This is a genomic window from Burkholderia sp. PvR073 (assembly GCF_054055695.1).
The window spans coordinates 306,208-322,863 of record NZ_JBSRXO010000001.1 but is presented as its reverse complement, the minus strand read 5'-3'; the positions used below and the strand labels follow the sequence as shown (position 1 = coordinate 322,863).

Here is a 16,656-nt window from a genome sequence, read left to right as displayed (position 1 = left end):
TCGATGGGGCTCTGCAACAATACGGGTCGCGACGGCCCGTGAACCGGTTTCACCGCAGAACATACGCCGCCGCGCCGCTCAATCCGCGACGCCGCGCGTCGCTTGTCAGCCGAGCCTCATCTTGTCCGAATTCGCTTCCCCCGCCGGCGCCCGGGAGCCGGCCGTCAACTGGCGCGCGATGTCCGCCGTGCTGCTGGCCGTCGCGCTCGCGACGCTCGACACCGCGATCGCGAACACCGCACTGCCCGCGATCGCCACCGACCTGCACGCGTCGCCGGCCGCGTCGGTGTGGATCATCAACGCCTACCAGCTCGCGATGGTCGCGACGCTGCTGCCGTTCGCATCGCTCGGCGACATCGTCGGCCACAAGCGCGTGTATATCGCGGGCCTCGCGGTGTTTACGCTCGCGTCGCTCGGCTGCTCGCTCGCGTCGACGCTGCCGCAGCTGACGGCGGCGCGGATCGTGCAGGGCTTCGGCGCGAGCGCGATCATGAGCGTGAACGTCGCGCTGATCCGCAACCTGTTTCCCGCGCACCGGCTCGGGCGCGGCGTCGGCTTCAACGCGCTCGTCGTCGGCGTGTCGTTCGCGGTGGGGCCGACGATCGCGTCGTTGATCCTGTCGGTGGCCGCCTGGCCGTGGCTGTTCGCGGTGAACGTGCCGCTCGGCGTGCTCGCGCTTGCCGTCGCGATTCCGTCGCTGCCGCAGTCGGCGCGCGGCAAGCATGTGTTCGATCCGCTCGCCGCGCTGTTCAACGTGATCACGTTCGCGTCGCTGATCTTCGCGCTCGGCGAATTCGCGCAGCGCGGGCCGCTGTCCGTCGTGTTCGCGGCGGCCGCGGCCGCGCTCACGTTCGGCTGGCTGCTGATCCGCCGCCAGGCCGGGCACCCGGCGCCGATGCTGCCGGTCGACCTGTTCCGCCGGCCGGTGTTCACGCTGTCCGCGCTGACGGCCGTATGCGCGTTTGCCGCGCAGGGGCTTGCGTTCGTATCGCTGCCGTTCTACTTCGAAACCGTCCTGCATCGCAGCGCGGTGGAGACCGGCTTCCTGATGACGCCGTGGTCGGCGGTCGTCGCGCTGGCCGCGCCGATCGCGGGCCGGCTGTCCGACCGTTATCCGCCCGGGTTGCTCGGCGCGATCGGGCTCGCGCTGCTGAGCGCGGGGATGGTGGCGCTCGCCGCGCTGCCGGCCGCGCCGAACGTCTTCGACATCGGCTGGCGGATGATGCTGTGCGGCGCGGGCTTCGGCTTCTTCCAGTCGCCGAACCTGAAGGCGCTGATGTCGAGCGCGCCGCCCGAGCGCAGCGGCGGCGCGAGCGGGATCATCGCGACCGCGCGGCTGATCGGGCAGGCGACCGGCGCGGCGCTCGTCGCGCTGTCGTTCGGCATCGCCGGACGTCAAGGGCCGACGCTCGCGTTGATGCTCGGTGCGGGCTTTGCCGGCGCCGCGAGCGTCGCGAGCGGGTTGCGGCTCTTCGCGCCGTCGCATCGGGCCGGCGCGCCGGTGCCGGTGAAGGAGCAGGCGACGGAGTAGCACACCGAAGCCTGGAAATGCTTTGGCCGGCGCGCGCCGAACCTCCGCCGCGCGCCGGCCTTCGCGTCACGCTCAGAAGCCGCCCGTCTGGATCAGCTTGTTGAGGTTCGCGATGTTCAGGCTGCCGAAGCCGGTCGTCAGATCGCGGCCGGTGCCTGCCTGGTAGCCATACCCCTGATAGCCGTTGTTGCCCGATACGACGTCATAGCGCACGAGCGACGGGTTCGACGGAATGTCCGCATAGAAGTTGCCGGCCGGGAAGCCCAGGCCCGTGCCGTTTGCCGCGAGCAGACGCGCCCAGAAGCCGGTGAAGATCGGCGCGGAGAGGCTCGTGCCGCCGATCTGCTGCAACTGGCCGTAGTTGTAGATGTACGCGCCCGTGCCTTGCGCGGCGTCGAACGACACATCGGGCAACTGCCGGTTGCTGCCCGACTGCCACGACGGCGCCGGCAGGATCGTGCTGACGCCGCCGCCCGTGGACCATAGCTTGCCGTTGCCGTCGAGACCCTCGTTCCACACCGTTTCATTCGAGAATGCACCCGAGGACGTCGTGTACAGCGTCGTGCCGCCGATCGCGAGCACGTGCGGCGACGCGGCCGGCCACGACACCGTGTAGTTCGCGCCGTCCGGATAGCCGCGGTTGTTGCACTCGTACACGCCTTCGTCGCCCGACGACACCGAGAACGTCTGCCCTTGCGCGGCGGCCGTCGTGAAGATTTGCTCTTCGGCGTCGAGCGTGCCGTCCGCGTTCGCATCGGTCTCGCACCAGCCGAGCGACACGTTGATCACCTTCGCGGTGTTGTCCGACACCGCGCGGTTGAATGCCTGCGTGAGCCCCGTGTTGCCGGCGGCGTTCAGGTCCGCCATGTAGAACACGAGCTTGCCGACCTGGCCGCCGGCCGAGCCGACGATCGACTGGCTGTCGAGATCCCATTCGCCCTGGCCGTCCTGGTCGTCGCTGTAGCTGCCGGTCGTGCCGGTGCCGTTGGTCTTGACGGTCTGGGTCGTGACCGTGCCGTAACCGTTGCTCGACGTGAACTGCCTCAGGTCCTGCAGCGTCTGCGACACGCCGCCGATCGTGATGATGCCGACGGTCACGCCGGCCGCGGTCGGCACGCCGGTCGCGTTGTAGAGGCCCGGGAATTCCTTCGGATAGTGGCCGGTGGCCGTGCCGGCCGCGAGCGCCTGCGGCTTCGCGACGTTGCCGATGCGCAGCATCGGCCGTGCGCGTGCGACGTTCTGCAGCCCGAGCACCGAGCCGACGACGTCGCCGAGCGCATGCGGCACCTGCGCGGTCGACGCATTCGCGAAGCCGGAGCGGCCCGCGTACTCGAAATGCACGAGCGACGTGTTGAACGCGGTCTTCACCGTGCCGGCCGTGCCGCGCGCCGACACCAGCAGCCGGTTCGGCGCGACTTCGATGTTCACGAAGCCGCTCTTGCGCAGATAGTCGACGACCGACTTGACCTGTGCTTCGGTCGGCGCATAGCCGGCGAGGAACTGGTCGTGCGTGAGGTACCGGCGGTAATGCGCGTTGCCGGGCCGGTTCACGTCGTGCGCGAGTTGCTTGAGTTGCGCGGCGTTGCGCAGCTTCAGGCTGACGACGATGTCCGTCGTCTCGCCGGCCGCGAGTTCGAGCGACGGCGCCGCGCTGCGCGCCATCAACTGCGGGCCGGTCAGAAAGGCCTTCGTGTGGGTATCGACCCAATCCGTCGCCGCATGGGCCGCAGTGGCGGCGAACACGAGCGGTACCGCGCACGCAAGGTGTCGGGGCGACGGAAGGGGCAGCGCAAACCAGGTGTTCCTTTTCATCGGGAGTCCTTTTAAGGAGGGACGACGTTGCTGGAACCCCCGGCCCTTGTGGGGCCGCGAGCGGTGACGAGCGTAGGGCGTCGGTGCCGTTCAGGTAGCTGCCAGTTTCCATAGCTGTCAGATCTGACATCGGCGGGCTCGCACGCCTGCGCCACGTCGTTCGTGCAGGCGCAGCGGCCCCGGAGAAGGGAACCGGTTCGCGGCGCGCTCGCGCGACGGTCGACGACGTTTGAACGCACGCGTCGTTCGTTGCCGTGCCGGAATGCGCGCGATTGCGGAGCGCAGCGGCGCGCGAGCACATTGGCCGCGAGCGGGCCTGCGCGCGTCGTGCGTCGCACTATGTGGTCAAGTGCGGCCGCGGCATCCGCGCGACGACGTCCCGATGCGCGGAGTCACGAAAACGGGGCCGGTCGATCGCGCGCCTTTCCCGAACTGTGGAACAGCGCGTTGCCGAGTCTTGCAGCGTGCTTTCGGTTCGCGGGCCGGGTGAGTCGATTAGAGGAAGGGCTCGAATTCATCCGGCGACGCGCGCTCGAGGTCCGTCGCGCGCCGGTACGCCGCCGTTCGGCTCGCCGCGGCGAACGCAAATGCGGAAGGATCGCACGACGCCCTCCGCGAATTCCCTCCTTGACGCGCACCATTGCGCGGCTATCCTTCAATCCATAACCATCGAGTTATTGATTGAAACATGCAAAACACTCACGACATGCTGTTCAGGACGCTGGCCGATCCGACGCGCCGCGCGCTCTTCGAGCGGCTGTGCGAGCAGGGCGAACTGACGGTGGGCGCGCTGACGGCCCATGCAGGCGTGTCGCAGCCGGCGGTATCGAAGCATCTGGGTGTACTGAAGCAGGCCGGGCTCGTACGCGACCGTCACGCGGGCCGGCAGACGCACTACAGCGCGCAGCCGCAGGCGCTGACTCCGTTGATCGACTGGACCAGCCAGATGGCCGGCTTCTGGCAGAACCGGTTCGACCTTCTCGAAGATCTGCTCAACAGGATGGACCAATGAACCAGGCCACTACCGAAACACGCACCGTCGTCGTCGAACGGGAACTGTCGCATTCGCCGGAGAAGATCTGGCGCGCGCTCACGCAACCCCACCTGATCGAGGCGTGGCTGATGAAGAGCGATTTCGAGCCCGTCGCGGGCCGCGCGTTCAGCTTTCACGCGGACTGGGGTTCGGTCGACTGCACGTTGCTGACGATCGAACCGCAGCGCGTGCTGTCCTACACGTGGGCCGCGTATGGCCTGGAGAGCGTCGTCACATGGACGCTCACGCCAACGCCGAGCGGCACGCTGTTGCGCATGGAGCAGGCCGGCTTCCGCCCGGATCAGGAACAGGCATACCGCGGTGCGCAGCACGGGTGGGTGCGGTTCTTCGAGTCGCTCGAACAGGTGCTGGCGCGTCCCGATGAAGATCAGGAGGGCCGGGCATGAGCGCATCCGACCCGGGCCTGCCGCCGTCGGCCCGTATCGACGCGCTGATCGCGGGGATCGCCGACTGGCGCGGCAAGACGTTCGCCGAGTTGCGCGAGACGATCCTCGCCGTCGACGACGGCATCGTCGAGGAATGGAAATGGATGGGCAGCCCCGTGTGGGCGTGCGACGGGATGATCGCGGTCGCGAATGCGCACAAGGGCAAGGTGAAGCTGACCTTCATGCACGGCGCGCATCTGCCTGATCCCGACGGGCTGTTCAATGCGGGCCTCGACGGCAATGCGCGCCGCTCGATCGATTGGCTCGAAGGCGACAAGCTCGACAAGCGGGGGCTGAAGCGCCTCGTTCGCGCGGCGATCGACTACAACCGCGCGCACCTGAAGAAGAACGCGCGCGCCGGCTCCGGCGCGAAGGCGCGAGCCGACAAGGCCGCATAACGCACCGGCACACCGGGCGCACGGCCCGGCCGCCGCCTTCCCGCCGCCGACCGGCAGGCAAAAAAAAGCCCGACACGAGGTCGGGCATTCAAATCGGCCGCAACCGCCGCGAGGCGGCTGCGACACCTGCAAAAGCAGGACGCTTACGCTGCCAGCAGCGAGCGCAGCACGAACGGCAGGATACCGCCGTGCTTGTAGTAGTCGACTTCGATCGGCGTATCGATGCGCAGCAGCACCGGCACGCGCTGCGTTTCGCCGTTCTTGCGGTGGATCACGAGCGTGACGTCCTGCTGCGGCTTGAAGTCGTCGCCGAGGCCTTCGATGTCGTAGGTCTCTTCGCCGGTGATGCCGAGCGACTGGATGCTGTCCGCACCCTTGAACTGCAGCGGCAGCACGCCCATGCCGACCAGGTTCGAGCGGTGGATCCGCTCGAAGCTGCGTGCGATCACGGCCTTCACGCCGAGCAGTTGCGTGCCCTTCGCGGCCCAGTCGCGCGACGAGCCCGTGCCGTACTCTTCGCCCGCGAACACGACGGTCGGCGTGTCGGCGCCGACGTAGCGCATCGCGGCGTCATAGATCGACAGCTGTTCGCCGCTCGGCTGGTGGATCGTCAGACCGCCTTCGACGCGCGAGCCGTCTGCCTTCACCGGGATCATCAGGTTCTTGATCCGGACGTTCGCGAACGTGCCGCGCATCATCACGTCGTGGTTGCCGCGGCGCGAGCCGTAGCTGTTGAAGTCGGCCTTCTGCACGCCGTTCTCCTTCAGCCACTTGCCTGCCGGCGAGTCTTCCTTGATCGAGCCTGCCGGGCTGATGTGGTCGGTCGTGACCGAGTCACCGAAGATGCCCAGTGCGCGCGCGCCCTTGACCGTCGGGATCGACGCGGCCGGCTCCATCGAGAAGTCGTTGCCGAAGAACGGCGGCTCCGCGATGTAGGTCGACTTCGGCCAGTCGTAGACCTGGCCCGTTTCGCCCTCGATCTTGCTCCAGAGGTCGCCCTTCTTGGTCAGCTTCGCGTAGTTGTCCTCGAACTTCTTCGGGTCGAGCGCGAACTTGAGCAGCGCGTGGACTTCCTCGCTCGTCGGCCAGATGTCGCCGAGGTAGATGTCGTAACCGTCCTTGCCCTTGCCGACCGGCTCGGTCATCAGGTCGCGCGTGATGTTGCCGGCGATCGCGTAGGCGACGACGAGCGGCGGCGACGCGAGGAAGTTCGCGCGGATGTTCGGGTGAATACGCGCTTCGAAGTTACGGTTGCCCGACAGCACGGCTGCCGCGACGATGTCGTTCTTCGTGATCGCTTCGTTCAGCTCCGGCGTCAGGTCGCCCGCGTTGCCGATACAGGTCGTGCAGCCATAGGCCGCGACTTCGAAGCCGAGCATCGACAGGTAGGGCAGCAGGCCCGTCTTCGTCAGGTACTCGGTGACGATGCGCGATCCCGGCGCGAGCGAGGTCTTGATCTTCGGATCGACCGTGAGGCCGGCCTCGACCGCCTTCTTCGCGAGCAGGCCGGCGGCCAGCAGCACGCTCGGGTTCGACGTGTTCGTGCACGACGTAATGGCGGCGATCAGCACGTCGCCGTTCTTCACGTCGACGCCGTTGCTCGTCGTGTATTGCGTGCCCAGGTCTTCCGCCTTCTTCGCGAAGCCATTCTCGGCGACCGGCTTCGAGAACAGGTCGGTGAACGTCGACTTGACGTTGCCGATCTCGATGCGGTCCTGCGGGCGCTTCGGGCCGGCCAGCGACGGTGCGACCGTTGCGAGATCCAGCGTCACGACCTTCGTGTAGTCGATGTCGCCTGCCTTCGGGATGCCGAACAGCTTCTGCGCCTTGAAGTAGTTTTCGAACGCGGCGATTTCCGCCTTCGTGCGGCCCGTGCCTTCGAAGTAGTCGATCGTCTTTTCGTCGACCGGGAAGAAGCCCATGGTCGCGCCGTATTCCGGCGCCATGTTGCCGATCGTGGCGCGGTCCGGCAGCGACAGCGACTTCGTGCCTTCGCCGAAGAACTCGACGAACTTGCCGACAACCTTTTCCTTGCGCAGCATTTCGGTGATCGTCAGCACCAGGTCGGTGGCCGTCACGCCTTCGCGCAGCTTGCCCTTCAGCTCGACGCCGACGACGTCCGGCGTCAGGAAGTACACCGGCTGGCCGAGCATGCCGGCTTCGGCCTCGATGCCGCCCACGCCCCAGCCGACCACGCCGATGCCGTTGATCATCGTCGTGTGGCTGTCCGTGCCGACGAGGGTGTCGGGGTAGTACACGGTGTCGCCGCCGTCCGCCTTCTTGTGGACGCCGCGCGCGAGATACTCGAGGTTCACCTGGTGGACGATGCCGACGCCCGGCGGCACGACCTTGAACGTGTCGAACGCCTGCATGCCCCACTTCATGAACTGGTAGCGTTCGTTGTTGCGCTGGAATTCCAGCTTCATGTTCAGGTCGAGCGCATCTTTCTGGCGGAAGTAGTCGATCTGGACCGAGTGATCGACGACGAGATCGACCGGGACCAGCGGCTCGATCTTCTTCGGGTTCTTGCCCGAACGCTCGGCGACGCCGCGCATGGCCGCGATGTCGGCGAGCAGCGGCACGCCCGTGAAGTCCTGCAGCACGACGCGCGACACCACGAACGGAATCTCGTCGACGCGCTTCGCGGTCGGCTTCCAGTTCGCCAACTGCTCGATGTGTTCTTCGGTGATCTTCTTGCCGTCGTAGTTGCGCAGCACGGACTCGAGCACGATACGGATCGACACCGGCAGGCGCTCGATCTTCGTCTTCAGTTCCTTGCCGAGCTGCGGTAGCGAGTAGAACTTGCCTTTGCCGGAACCGCTGTCGAATTCCTTGAGGGTCTTGTGGAGATTGTGGGCCATGGTGATTTTCCTGGGTTTAAGGCTAGGAAACAACGTGTCCTGTAGATGACAAGGGGGCTGTTTGCGGATGAAACGGACATGCGTTGCCCCGAGAAAGGCCGCTCGCAAGGACTGCGACGCAGCGAATACTGGACGTATTCGCAAGGAGCGTGACGCAGCGAGCGGCCTTTCTCGGGGCAACCCCAAACTTGAATTTCATACCACGGGAATGCCCCAAATCGGCCACATGACGGCGTCGTTCGTCTCTTGTTTGGCACGGCCAAACGGCGCTCCTCACTCCTTGTCCTGCGACCGATTTGGGGCATTCGCATGTCCGTTTCATCCGCAAACAGCCCCCTATATCACATACAGATCGACGTATTCATCGACCGGCATTGCTTCGAGCTTTGCCTGGTCCAGCGACACGTCGAGAATCGCTTGTTGCTGCTTGGCCGGGAAGCGGCGGGCGAGGTTGGTCCTGAACTTCTCGACCAGCAGCGGGATGCCGTCCGTGCGGCGCCGCCGATGGCCGAGCGGGTATTCGATCGCCACTTCGGCAAGCTTCGACCCGTCCGCGAATTCGATCGTCAGCGCATTCGCGATCGATCGCTTGGCCGGGTCATGGTAATCCTTCGTGAACTGCGGATCCTCGACGCACACGGTTTTCGCGCGCAGCGCGTCGATGCGCGGATCGGCGGCGACCGCGTCTTCGTAATCGGCCGCGGTCAGCCGGCCGAACAGCAGCGGCACGGCGACCATGTACTGGATGCAGTGATCGCGATCGGCCGGATTGGCGAGCGGCCCCTGCTTGTCGATGATGCGCAGCGCGGCCGCGTGCGTGCGGATCGTGATCCGGCTGATGTCGTCGGTCGTGCGGCCCGTCGCGGCGAGCTGGGCGTGCAACTGCAGCGCGGCCTCGGCGGCCGTCTGCGCGTGGAATTCGGCCGGGAACGCGATCTTGAACAGCACGTTCTCCATCACGTACGTGCCGTACGGGCGCTGGAAGCGGAACGGCTGCCCGTCGAACAGCACGTCGTAGAAGCCCCAGGTCTTTGCGGTGAGCGCCGACGGGTAGCCCATTTCACCCGTTTTCGCGATCAGCGCGAGGCGCACCGCGCGGGACGTCGCGTCGCCGGCCGCCCATGACTTGCGCGAACCGGTGTTCGGCGCGTGGCGGTAGGTGCGCAGCGCTTGACCGTCGACGAACGCGTTGGACACCGCATTGATCAGCTCGTCGCGCGTGAGCCCGAGCAGGCGGCCGACGACGGCCGTCGACGCGACTTTCACGAGCAGCACGTGGTCGAGCCCGACCGCATTGAACGAATTTTCGAGTGCGAGGCAGCCCTGAATCTCGTGGGCCTGGATCATCGCGACGAGCACGTCGCGCATGGCAAGCGGCTTCCTGCCGGCCGCGACGGCCGTGCGGGACAGCCAGTCGGCCGTCGCCAGGATTCCGCCGAGATTGTCGGACGGATGACCCCATTCGGCGGCGAGCCAGGTGTCGTTGAAGTCCAGCCAGCGGATCATCGCGCCGATGTCGAACGCGGCCTGGACGGGATCGAGCTGGAAGGACGTGCCGGGCACCTTCGCGCCGTTCGGCACGATCGTGCCGGGCACGACGGGGCCGAGCAGCTTGGTGCAGGCGGGATAGGACAGCGCCTCGAGTCCGCATCCGAGCGTGTCGATCAGGCAATGACGCGCCGTCTCCAGCGCGAGCGCGCTGTCGATGCCGGTGTTCAGCACGTAGTCGACGATATCGACGAGTACCGTATCCGGAGCAGGGCGGACGTTGGAGACCGGGGCGGACATCGAGGGGCCGGGGAACGCGCTTAGTTCGTTGCCGGCTTCAGCTCGTTCGACTGCGTCGGTGCCGCGGTGCCTTGCGCCATTTCCGGCGTCACGCATTCGTCCGCGAGGCGCTCGCCGCCGTTTGCGTCGGAGAACAGCATCGCCTTGCTCGGGATCACGACCAGCTTGAGGCCGGCTGCCGGATCGTAGAAGGTGTCGGCGCCCGTCGTCGTGGCTTCGCGCGGCAGCTTGTAGTTCCTCTTCGCCCAGTGAACCGTGACGAGCTGGTCGCGCTTCATGTCGCCGGCGAGGTCGAACGACAGACCTTCCTTACAGGACCACTTGACCGCGCCTTCCGGTACCGTGTCGACCTTGGCAGCCGCGCGTGCCTGCGCCTTCTTGCTGCGCGGGATGATGCGCTTGGCCGGCGCCGGGCGCTTGGCCGTCTTCTTCGCGGTCGTCGCCGTACCCTGGGCGAACGCGCTCGGAGCCGACACCAGCATCGTGGCGGACAACGCGCCGATGGCGGTAGCGATCAGGAGTTTCTTCATGGAGTCAGAACCTTTCGATTATCAGTTGACAAGGGCCGGCAATCGAAACCGCCGGCCGGTTTGAAACTGCACGCGCCCCGGAAGCGCGCAGCGGCCGCTATTTTCACCTATTTGGCCGCGCATATTTCAGGTTTTCGGGCTCCGTTACGTTTTTTGTCGTTTCGCAAACCTGTGTCGGGTTCACACCCCGGCGATTCGATGAAATTCGTGTGTCGGCGCGCGCTCACCGCGCGTCTCCGGCGGCCGGGCCGAACAGCGGCGCGGCCTCGGCCGGCACCGGCTGGCCGGTCGCCCGCGCGCGGCGCAGCACCGACCAGTAATAGCGGTAGCTCGCGCGGTCATGCAGCGTATCGCCGTGGCGTGTCGGGCCCCAGTCGGCGGCCTGCGCGGCCAGCAGGATCTCCGCGGCCAGTGCGACTTCATCGGTGCGCGGCGCGAATGCGTCGACGATCGGGCGGATCTGCGCGGGGTGGATGCTCCACATCCGCGTGAACGCGAACTCGTCGCGCGCGCGGCGCGCGTCGCCGGCGACGACGGCCATGTCGCGCACCTCGGTTGTCACATTGTGTGACGGTGTCTTGCCGTGCGCGTGGCACGCCGCGGCGATTTCCAGCTTCGCGCGGCGCACGAGCGGGTGGTCGAACTGGCCGGGCGAGCGCATCGCCGCATCGGGAATCGCGCCGTGATGGGCGGACACGAAGTCCATCAGCCCGAAGCTCAGCGTGCCGACCAGCGGCAGCGCGGCGAGGGCGGCCGCCTGCGCGAGCGCGCCGTGCGTCTCGACCAGCACGTCGACGGGAATCGGCTGCGCGAGGCCGAGCTCGCGGCGCGTGCCTTCGATGAACGCGACCATCTCGGCCGCGTCGGCGGCGCTCGCGATCTTCGGCAGCGTGACGTAGGCCGGTGCGCGCGCGGCCCGCAGCACGATGCGCACGTCGTCGCGCCAGTGGGGATGGGAAAAGTCGTGGATGCGGACGCCGACCCGCCCGAAGCGGTTTTCGGCGCTGCCGAGGAACTCGGCGACGAGCTGCGCATGCGCGGCTTCCTGGCCGACGGCCGCGCCGTCCTCGCAGTCGAGCGTGATGTCGAACACGGGGCCGAGTTCGGCCTGGAGCGCGAGCGACTTGCGCATCAGCTTCTCGCTGCCCGCGTAGTGATCGCAGCAGGGCAGGATCGCGGGCGGGGACGCCCCGTCGTACAGCACTTGTGCAGGAGTGAGCGCGGACATCTCTTCTACGTCCAGGAAGCGGGCAACGTGGAGAACATCGGATTCGGGCGCGTTCTGGGCCGGCGCGCGGGGCGCCTGGAGCGGCAAAACGTGCCCGGATCGGATCGGGCGGCGGGGCTGGCTGCAGGCCCGCCGCCCATGCCGTGACCGGCCCGCCCGGAGGCGGCCCGGCCATCATGCAGCCTGCTTAGTTCTTCAGCAGGTGGGCGACGCCGTCGCGCTCTTCGAGCAGCTCGGCCAGCGTGCCGTCCATCTTCTCGCGCGAGAACGCGTCGATTTCCAGGCCTTCGACGCGCTTGTACTCGCCGTTTTCGCACACGACCGGCACGCCGTAGATGATGTCTTCGGGGATGCCGTACGAGCCGTCCGACGGGATGCCCATCGTGACCCACTTGCCGTTCGTGCCGAGGACCCAGTCACGCACGTGGTCGATCGCCGCGTTGGCTGCCGACGCTGCCGACGACAGGCCGCGCGCTTCGATGATCGCCGCGCCGCGCTTGCCGACGGTCGGGATGAACGTGTCGCGGTTCCACACGTCGTCGTTGATCAGCTTCAGCAGCGACTCGCCTTCGACGGTCGCGAAGCGGAAGTCGGGGTACATCGTCGGCGAGTGGTTGCCCCACACGGCGAGCTTCTCGATCGATGCGACCGGCTTGCCCGACTTCGCGGCGAGCTGCGACAGCGCGCGGTTGTGGTCGAGGCGCAGCATTGCCGTGAAGTTCTTCTTCGGCAGGTCCGGTGCCGACTTCATGGCGATGTACGCGTTGGTGTTCGCCGGGTTGCCGACGACCAGCACCTTCACGTCGCGGCTCGCGACTTCATTCAGTGCGGCGCCCTGGACCGTGAAGATCTCGGCGTTCGCCGACAGCAGGTCCTTGCGCTCCATGCCCTTCGAGCGCGGACGTGCGCCGACCAGCAGAGCAACGTCTGCATCCTTGAATGCAACCTTCGGATCGTCGGTGATCACGACGCCCGCGAGCAGCGGGAACGCGCAATCGTCGAGCTCCATCACGACGCCTTTGACGGCGGCTTGGGCTTGCGGGAGGTCGAGCAGTTGCAGGATGACCGGCTGGTCCTTGCCGAGCAGGTCGCCGTTCGCGATGCGGAACAGCAGGGAGTATGCGATTTGACCTGCGGCGCCGGTGACGGCAACGCGCTTTGCGGGCTTAGCCATTGAAAATCTCCAGGACGGGTGAAGCGTTGGACGCTAGGCAAAACGCCATTCTATGCGCGTTACGCGTAGCGTTGCATTGAAGCAGGGCGGAGGACTCGCGAATGGCAGACGCGGTGAACCTGGAGACGGCCGTGGCACGTAGCCGGGGACGCATTTGCACCCGCGAACCCTTGCTCGCCCCGGAGTGTAGGAGCCGGCTGGCCCAAAGTCAAACGGTATCATATGTCTTATATAAGACAGATGTTTTGCGGAATTTGAGTGGACGAAAAAGCGCGGTTTGTGATGAAATGCGCGCCATGACATCGAACCAGGCGAACAACGCGAATCCAACCGGCGCAGGCGGCCCAGGGCAGCCGGGCGCGGGTGATTCCGCGCCGGCGCCTGCCGCTTCGCCGTCCCCGACCTTCAGTCCGTTATACCAGCAGATCAAGTCATTGATCACGCAGAGTCTCGAATCCGGTGAATGGAAGCCGGGCGAGATCATCCCGAGCGAAGTGGAGCTCGCGGCCCGCTACAAGGTCAGCCAGGGCACCGTTCGCAAGGCGATCGACGAACTGGCCGCCGAAAACCTCGTGGTCCGGCGACAGGGCAAGGGTACGTTTGTTGCGACGCACAACGAGGATCGCGCGCAGTTCCGCTTCCTGCGGCTGCTGGCCGACGACGGTGCCGAGCATCCGCACGTGAGCCGGCTGCTCGAGTGCCGGCGCCTGCGCGCACCGGCCGAGATCGCGCGGCAGCTCGACCTGAAGCCGGCCGACCCGGTCGTGCAGGTGCGCCGCCTGCTGGAGTTCGATAGCGAAGTGACGGTGCTCGACGAGATCTGGTTGCCGGGCACGATGTTCCGCGGGCTCACGTTCGAGCGGTTGAGCGAGTACAAGGGGCCGCTCTACGCGATGTTCGAGACGGAGTTCGGCACGCGGATGATCCGCGCGACGGAGAAGATCCGCGCGGTCGCGGCGGAGCCGGCGGTGGCCGACCTGCTGCACGTGCCGGCGGGTTTTCCGTTGCTGTCGGTCGAGCGCGTGTCCTACACATACGGTGACCGGCCGGTGGAAGTGCGGCGCGGCTGGTATGTCACAACCGGGTACTACTATCAGAATGACTTGAGTTGACGATGTTCGGCTCAGGCCGGGTGCATTCGCGTTCCCCACGCTCGCGAAGCACGTTTTGGGCCGCCTTTGTTCGTGTTCGCGCAACTATCCAGAGCAGACTTTCGCTGCAGCGCGATATAAAAAGGCGCTAAAATCGCGGATTAGTGTGACAACATAGTAGGGGTCTAGCATGACTGACGCAGTAAGAAAGCCGAGGCCGGAATACCGGAACATCGGAATCGGCGACATCACGTTGAAATACCGCATGCCTCTGGCTGCGATATTGTCGATTCTCCACCGAGTCAGCGGCGCGCTGCTGTTCCTGTTCCTGCCGTTCGTGCTGTTCCTCTTCGATCAGAGCCTCACCTCCGAGCTCAGCTTCGAAGTCTTCAAGGCTTTCCTCTCCAACATCGTCGTCAAGCTGATCGTCCTCGCGCTGTCCTGGGCGTTCTTCCACCATTTCTGCGCCGGCATTCGCCACCTGCTGATGGACGTCAACCACGACGCCGTCACGAAGGAAGGCGGCAAGCGGACGGCAGTCGTCGTCTTTGTCGTCTCGATCGCGCTGACGATCGCCATGGCACTCAAACTGTTCGGAGCATTCTAAGAAAATGGCAGCCAATAACCGAATCGGCTCGAAGCGCCTCGTCGTCGGCGCTCACTACGGCCTGCGCGACTGGCTCGCGCAGCGCGTCACCGCCGCGATCATGGCGGTCTACACGGTCATTCTGCTCGTCCTGTTCTTCGGCGCGCATGACTTCTCGTACGAAGGCTGGGCGTCGATCTTCTCCGCGCAATGGATGAAGCTCGCGACCTTCGTGACGCTGCTTTCCCTCTTCTACCACGCATGGGTCGGCGTGCGCGACATCTGGATGGACTACGTGAAGCCCGTCGGTGTGCGCCTGCTGCTGCAATCGCTGACCATCGTCTGGCTGCTCGCATGTGCGGGCTACGCCGCGCAGATTCTCTGGAGAGTGTAAAGAATGGCTGCAATCAAAACTTCCCTGCCGCGCCGCAAGTTCGACGTGGTGATCGTCGGCGCGGGCGGCTCGGGCTTGCGCGCAGCGCTGCAACTGTCGCGCGCGGGCCTGTCGGTCGGCGTGCTGTCGAAGGTGTTCCCGACCCGTTCGCACACGGTGGCCGCACAGGGCGGCATCGGCGCGTCGCTCGGCAACATGAGCGAAGACAACTGGCACTTCCACTTCTACGACACGATCAAGGGTTCCGACTGGCTCGGCGACCAGGACGCGATCGAGTTCATGTGCCGCGAAGCACCGAACGTCGTGTACGAACTGGAACACTTCGGCATGCCGTTCGACCGTAACGCGGACGGCACGATCTACCAGCGTCCGTTCGGCGGCCACACCGCGAACTACGGCGAGAAGCCGGTCCAGCGCGCTTGCGCGGCCGCCGACCGTACCGGTCACGCGCTGCTGCACACGCTGTACCAGCAGAACGTCGAAGCGAAGACGCAGTTCTTCGTCGAATGGATGGCGCTCGACCTGATCCGCGATGCGGACGGCGACGTGCTCGGCGTGACGGCCCTCGAGATGGAGACGGGCGACGTCTACATCATGGAAGGCAAGACGACGCTGTTCGCGACGGGCGGCGCAGGCCGGATCTTCGCGGCGTCGACCAATGCGTTCATCAACACCGGCGACGGCCTCGGCATGGCTGCGCGTTCGGGCATCGCGCTGCAGGACATGGAGTTCTGGCAGTTCCACCCGACCGGCGTGGCCGGCGCGGGCGTGCTGATTACCGAAGGCGTGCGCGGCGAAGGCGGTATCCTGCGCAACGCGAACGGCGAGCGTTTCATGGAACGCTACGCGCCGACGCTGAAGGATCTGGCGCCGCGTGACTTCGTGTCGCGTTCGATGGACCAGGAAATCAAGGAAGGCCGCGGCGTCGGTCCGAACAAGGACCACGTGCTGCTCGACCTGTCGCACATCGGCGCCGAGACGATCATGAAGCGTCTGCCGTCGATCCGCGAAATCGCGCTGAAGTTCGCGAACGTCGATGCGATCAAGGAACCGATCCCGGTCGTCCCGACGATCCACTACCAGATGGGCGGCATCCCGACCAACATCCACGGTCAGGTCGTCGGCACGTCGCGCGATCACAAGGAACCGGTCAACGGCTTCTACGCAGTGGGCGAATGCTCGTGCGTGTCCGTGCACGGCGCGAACCGCCTCGGCACGAACTCGCTGCTGGACCTCGTGGTGTTCGGCCGTGCGGCCGGCAACCACATCGTCGAGCATGTGAAGAACCAGAAGGAACACAAGCCGCTGCCGGCCGATGCAGGCGAATTCTCGCTGGCGCGCCTGGCGAAGCTCGAGAAGTCGTCGTCGGGCGAATACACGCAGGACGTCGCGAACGACATCCGCGCGACGATGCAGAAGCACGCAGGCGTGTTCCGCACGTCGGCGCTGCTGAAGGAAGGCGTCGAGCAGATGGCCGGCCTCGCGGCACGCGTGGAAAGCATCCACCTGAAGGACAAGTCGAAGGTGTTCAACACCGCGCGCGTCGAAGCGCTCGAGCTGGAGAACCTGATCGAAGTCGCCCGCGCGACGATGGTGTCGGCGGAAGCGCGTAAGGAAAGCCGTGGCGCACACGCCCACAGCGACTACGAACACCGCGACGACGACAACTGGCTGCGCCACACGCTGTGGTACAGCGAAGGCGATCGCCTCGACTACAAGCCGGTTCAAATGAAGCCGCTGACGGTCGAATCCGTGCCGCCGAAGCCGCGCACGTTCTAAGCCGA

14 protein-coding genes are annotated in these 16,656 nt (G+C 66.2%); 8 read left to right on the top strand and 6 right to left on the bottom strand.

The genetic code is table 11. From position 1 onward, the window contains the following. The first annotated feature begins 121 nt into the window (after window positions 1-121). Window positions 122-1,531: an MFS transporter gene (locus tag ACVK00_RS01375; protein ID WP_284893808.1), complete on the top strand. Its 1,410-nt coding sequence runs from the start codon at window positions 122-124 to the stop codon at window positions 1,529-1,531. Window positions 1,532-1,603: 72 nt separating this feature from the next. On the opposite strand, the gene ACVK00_RS01370 is transcribed toward ACVK00_RS01375, so the two are convergent. Beyond that, a complete protein-coding gene (locus ACVK00_RS01370) occupies window positions 1,604-3,343 on the bottom strand; it encodes a S53 family peptidase (RefSeq protein WP_284893809.1) in 1,740 nt (579 codons plus the stop codon). Window positions 3,344-4,031: 688 nt separating this feature from the next. On the opposite strand from ACVK00_RS01370, the gene ACVK00_RS01365 reads away from it, so the two are divergent. Genes ACVK00_RS01365 through ACVK00_RS01355 form a run of 3 tightly spaced genes read left to right on the top strand, consistent with a single transcriptional unit; the run spans window position 4,032 to window position 5,220 of the window. Further along, entirely contained in the window at window positions 4,032-4,355 is a 324-nt protein-coding gene (locus ACVK00_RS01365) for an ArsR/SmtB family transcription factor (protein WP_284893810.1), read from the top strand. Continuing rightward, entirely contained in the window at window positions 4,352-4,783 is a 432-nt protein-coding gene (locus ACVK00_RS01360; protein ID WP_228909469.1) for an SRPBCC family protein, read from the top strand. The genes ACVK00_RS01365 and ACVK00_RS01360 overlap by 4 nt, the downstream gene beginning before the upstream one ends. Continuing rightward, window positions 4,780-5,220, top strand: a complete 441-nt coding sequence (locus tag ACVK00_RS01355; RefSeq protein WP_284893811.1) for a DUF1801 domain-containing protein — start codon at window positions 4,780-4,782, stop codon at window positions 5,218-5,220. Before ACVK00_RS01360 ends, ACVK00_RS01355 begins: the two co-directional genes overlap by 4 nt. Before the next feature lie 143 nt (window positions 5,221-5,363). Here the strand turns inward: ACVK00_RS01355 and acnA are convergent, their stop codons facing one another. The 5 genes from acnA to ACVK00_RS01330 all read right to left on the bottom strand — a co-directional run bounded on the left by acnA (window position 5,364) and on the right by ACVK00_RS01330 (window position 12,801). Then, window positions 5,364-8,081: an aconitate hydratase AcnA gene (acnA, locus tag ACVK00_RS01350; protein ID WP_354123158.1), complete on the bottom strand. Its 2,718-nt coding sequence runs from the start codon at window positions 8,079-8,081 to the stop codon at window positions 5,364-5,366. A 336-nt stretch (window positions 8,082-8,417) separates the two neighbouring features. Then, window positions 8,418-9,869, bottom strand: a complete 1,452-nt coding sequence (locus tag ACVK00_RS01345) for a bifunctional 2-methylcitrate dehydratase/aconitate hydratase (protein WP_284893813.1) — start codon at window positions 9,867-9,869, stop codon at window positions 8,418-8,420. 20 nt (window positions 9,870-9,889) lie between these two features. Then, window positions 9,890-10,399 carry a hypothetical protein gene (locus ACVK00_RS01340; protein WP_175670851.1) on the bottom strand — a complete coding sequence of 170 codons (510 nt, stop codon included), beginning with the start codon at window positions 10,397-10,399 and terminating at the stop codon, window positions 9,890-9,892. Between the two features lie 223 nt (window positions 10,400-10,622). Next, window positions 10,623-11,627, bottom strand: coding sequence for an HpcH/HpaI aldolase/citrate lyase family protein (locus ACVK00_RS01335; protein WP_059689669.1), 1,005 nt, complete (start codon window positions 11,625-11,627; stop codon window positions 10,623-10,625). A gap of 187 nt (window positions 11,628-11,814) precedes the next feature. Next, window positions 11,815-12,801, bottom strand: coding sequence for a malate dehydrogenase (locus ACVK00_RS01330; protein WP_124659954.1), 987 nt, complete (start codon window positions 12,799-12,801; stop codon window positions 11,815-11,817). Between the two features lie 287 nt (window positions 12,802-13,088). Here ACVK00_RS01330 and ACVK00_RS01325 point away from each other — a divergent pair, with 287 nt between their 5' ends. From ACVK00_RS01325 to sdhA, 4 genes are all read left to right on the top strand, one after another. Continuing rightward, window positions 13,089-13,913, top strand: a complete 825-nt coding sequence (locus ACVK00_RS01325; protein WP_011658350.1) for a GntR family transcriptional regulator — start codon at window positions 13,089-13,091, stop codon at window positions 13,911-13,913. A 169-nt stretch (window positions 13,914-14,082) separates the two neighbouring features. Next, the gene (gene sdhC, locus ACVK00_RS01320) at window positions 14,083-14,499 is read left to right on the top strand and encodes a succinate dehydrogenase, cytochrome b556 subunit (protein WP_006754982.1); all 417 of its coding nucleotides are present in this window, start codon (window positions 14,083-14,085) and stop codon (window positions 14,497-14,499) included. Window positions 14,500-14,503: 4 nt separating this feature from the next. Then, window positions 14,504-14,872, top strand: a complete 369-nt coding sequence (gene sdhD / locus ACVK00_RS01315; RefSeq protein WP_166724943.1) for a succinate dehydrogenase, hydrophobic membrane anchor protein — start codon at window positions 14,504-14,506, stop codon at window positions 14,870-14,872. A 3-nt stretch (window positions 14,873-14,875) separates the two neighbouring features. After that, entirely contained in the window at window positions 14,876-16,651 is a 1,776-nt protein-coding gene (sdhA, locus tag ACVK00_RS01310; RefSeq protein ID WP_175667923.1) for a succinate dehydrogenase flavoprotein subunit, read from the top strand. Window positions 16,652-16,656 lie beyond the last annotated feature (5 nt).

Excerpts from the sequence above, each read along its gene's own strand:
- ACVK00_RS01325 (WP_011658350.1), top strand. The coding sequence starts at position 13,089 with ATGCGCGCCATGACATCGAACCAGGCGAACAACGCGAATCCAACCGGC.
- sdhD (WP_166724943.1), top strand. The coding sequence starts at position 14,504 with ATGGCAGCCAATAACCGAATCGGCTCGAAGCGCCTCGTCGTCGGCGCT.
- sdhA (WP_175667923.1), top strand. The coding sequence starts at position 14,876 with ATGGCTGCAATCAAAACTTCCCTGCCGCGCCGCAAGTTCGACGTGGTG.
- ACVK00_RS01335 (WP_059689669.1), bottom strand. The coding sequence starts at position 11,627 with ATGTCCGCGCTCACTCCTGCACAAGTGCTGTACGACGGGGCGTCCCCG.
- ACVK00_RS01345 (WP_284893813.1), bottom strand. The coding sequence starts at position 9,869 with ATGTCCGCCCCGGTCTCCAACGTCCGCCCTGCTCCGGATACGGTACTC.
- ACVK00_RS01340 (WP_175670851.1), bottom strand. The coding sequence starts at position 10,399 with ATGAAGAAACTCCTGATCGCTACCGCCATCGGCGCGTTGTCCGCCACG.
- ACVK00_RS01360 (WP_228909469.1), top strand. The coding sequence starts at position 4,352 with ATGAACCAGGCCACTACCGAAACACGCACCGTCGTCGTCGAACGGGAA.
- sdhC (WP_006754982.1), top strand. The coding sequence starts at position 14,083 with ATGACTGACGCAGTAAGAAAGCCGAGGCCGGAATACCGGAACATCGGA.
- acnA (WP_354123158.1), bottom strand. The coding sequence starts at position 8,081 with ATGGCCCACAATCTCCACAAGACCCTCAAGGAATTCGACAGCGGTTCC.
- ACVK00_RS01330 (WP_124659954.1), bottom strand. The coding sequence starts at position 12,801 with ATGGCTAAGCCCGCAAAGCGCGTTGCCGTCACCGGCGCCGCAGGTCAA.
- ACVK00_RS01355 (WP_284893811.1), top strand. The coding sequence starts at position 4,780 with ATGAGCGCATCCGACCCGGGCCTGCCGCCGTCGGCCCGTATCGACGCG.
- ACVK00_RS01370 (WP_284893809.1), bottom strand. The coding sequence starts at position 3,343 with ATGAAAAGGAACACCTGGTTTGCGCTGCCCCTTCCGTCGCCCCGACAC.
- ACVK00_RS01365 (WP_284893810.1), top strand. The coding sequence starts at position 4,032 with ATGCAAAACACTCACGACATGCTGTTCAGGACGCTGGCCGATCCGACG.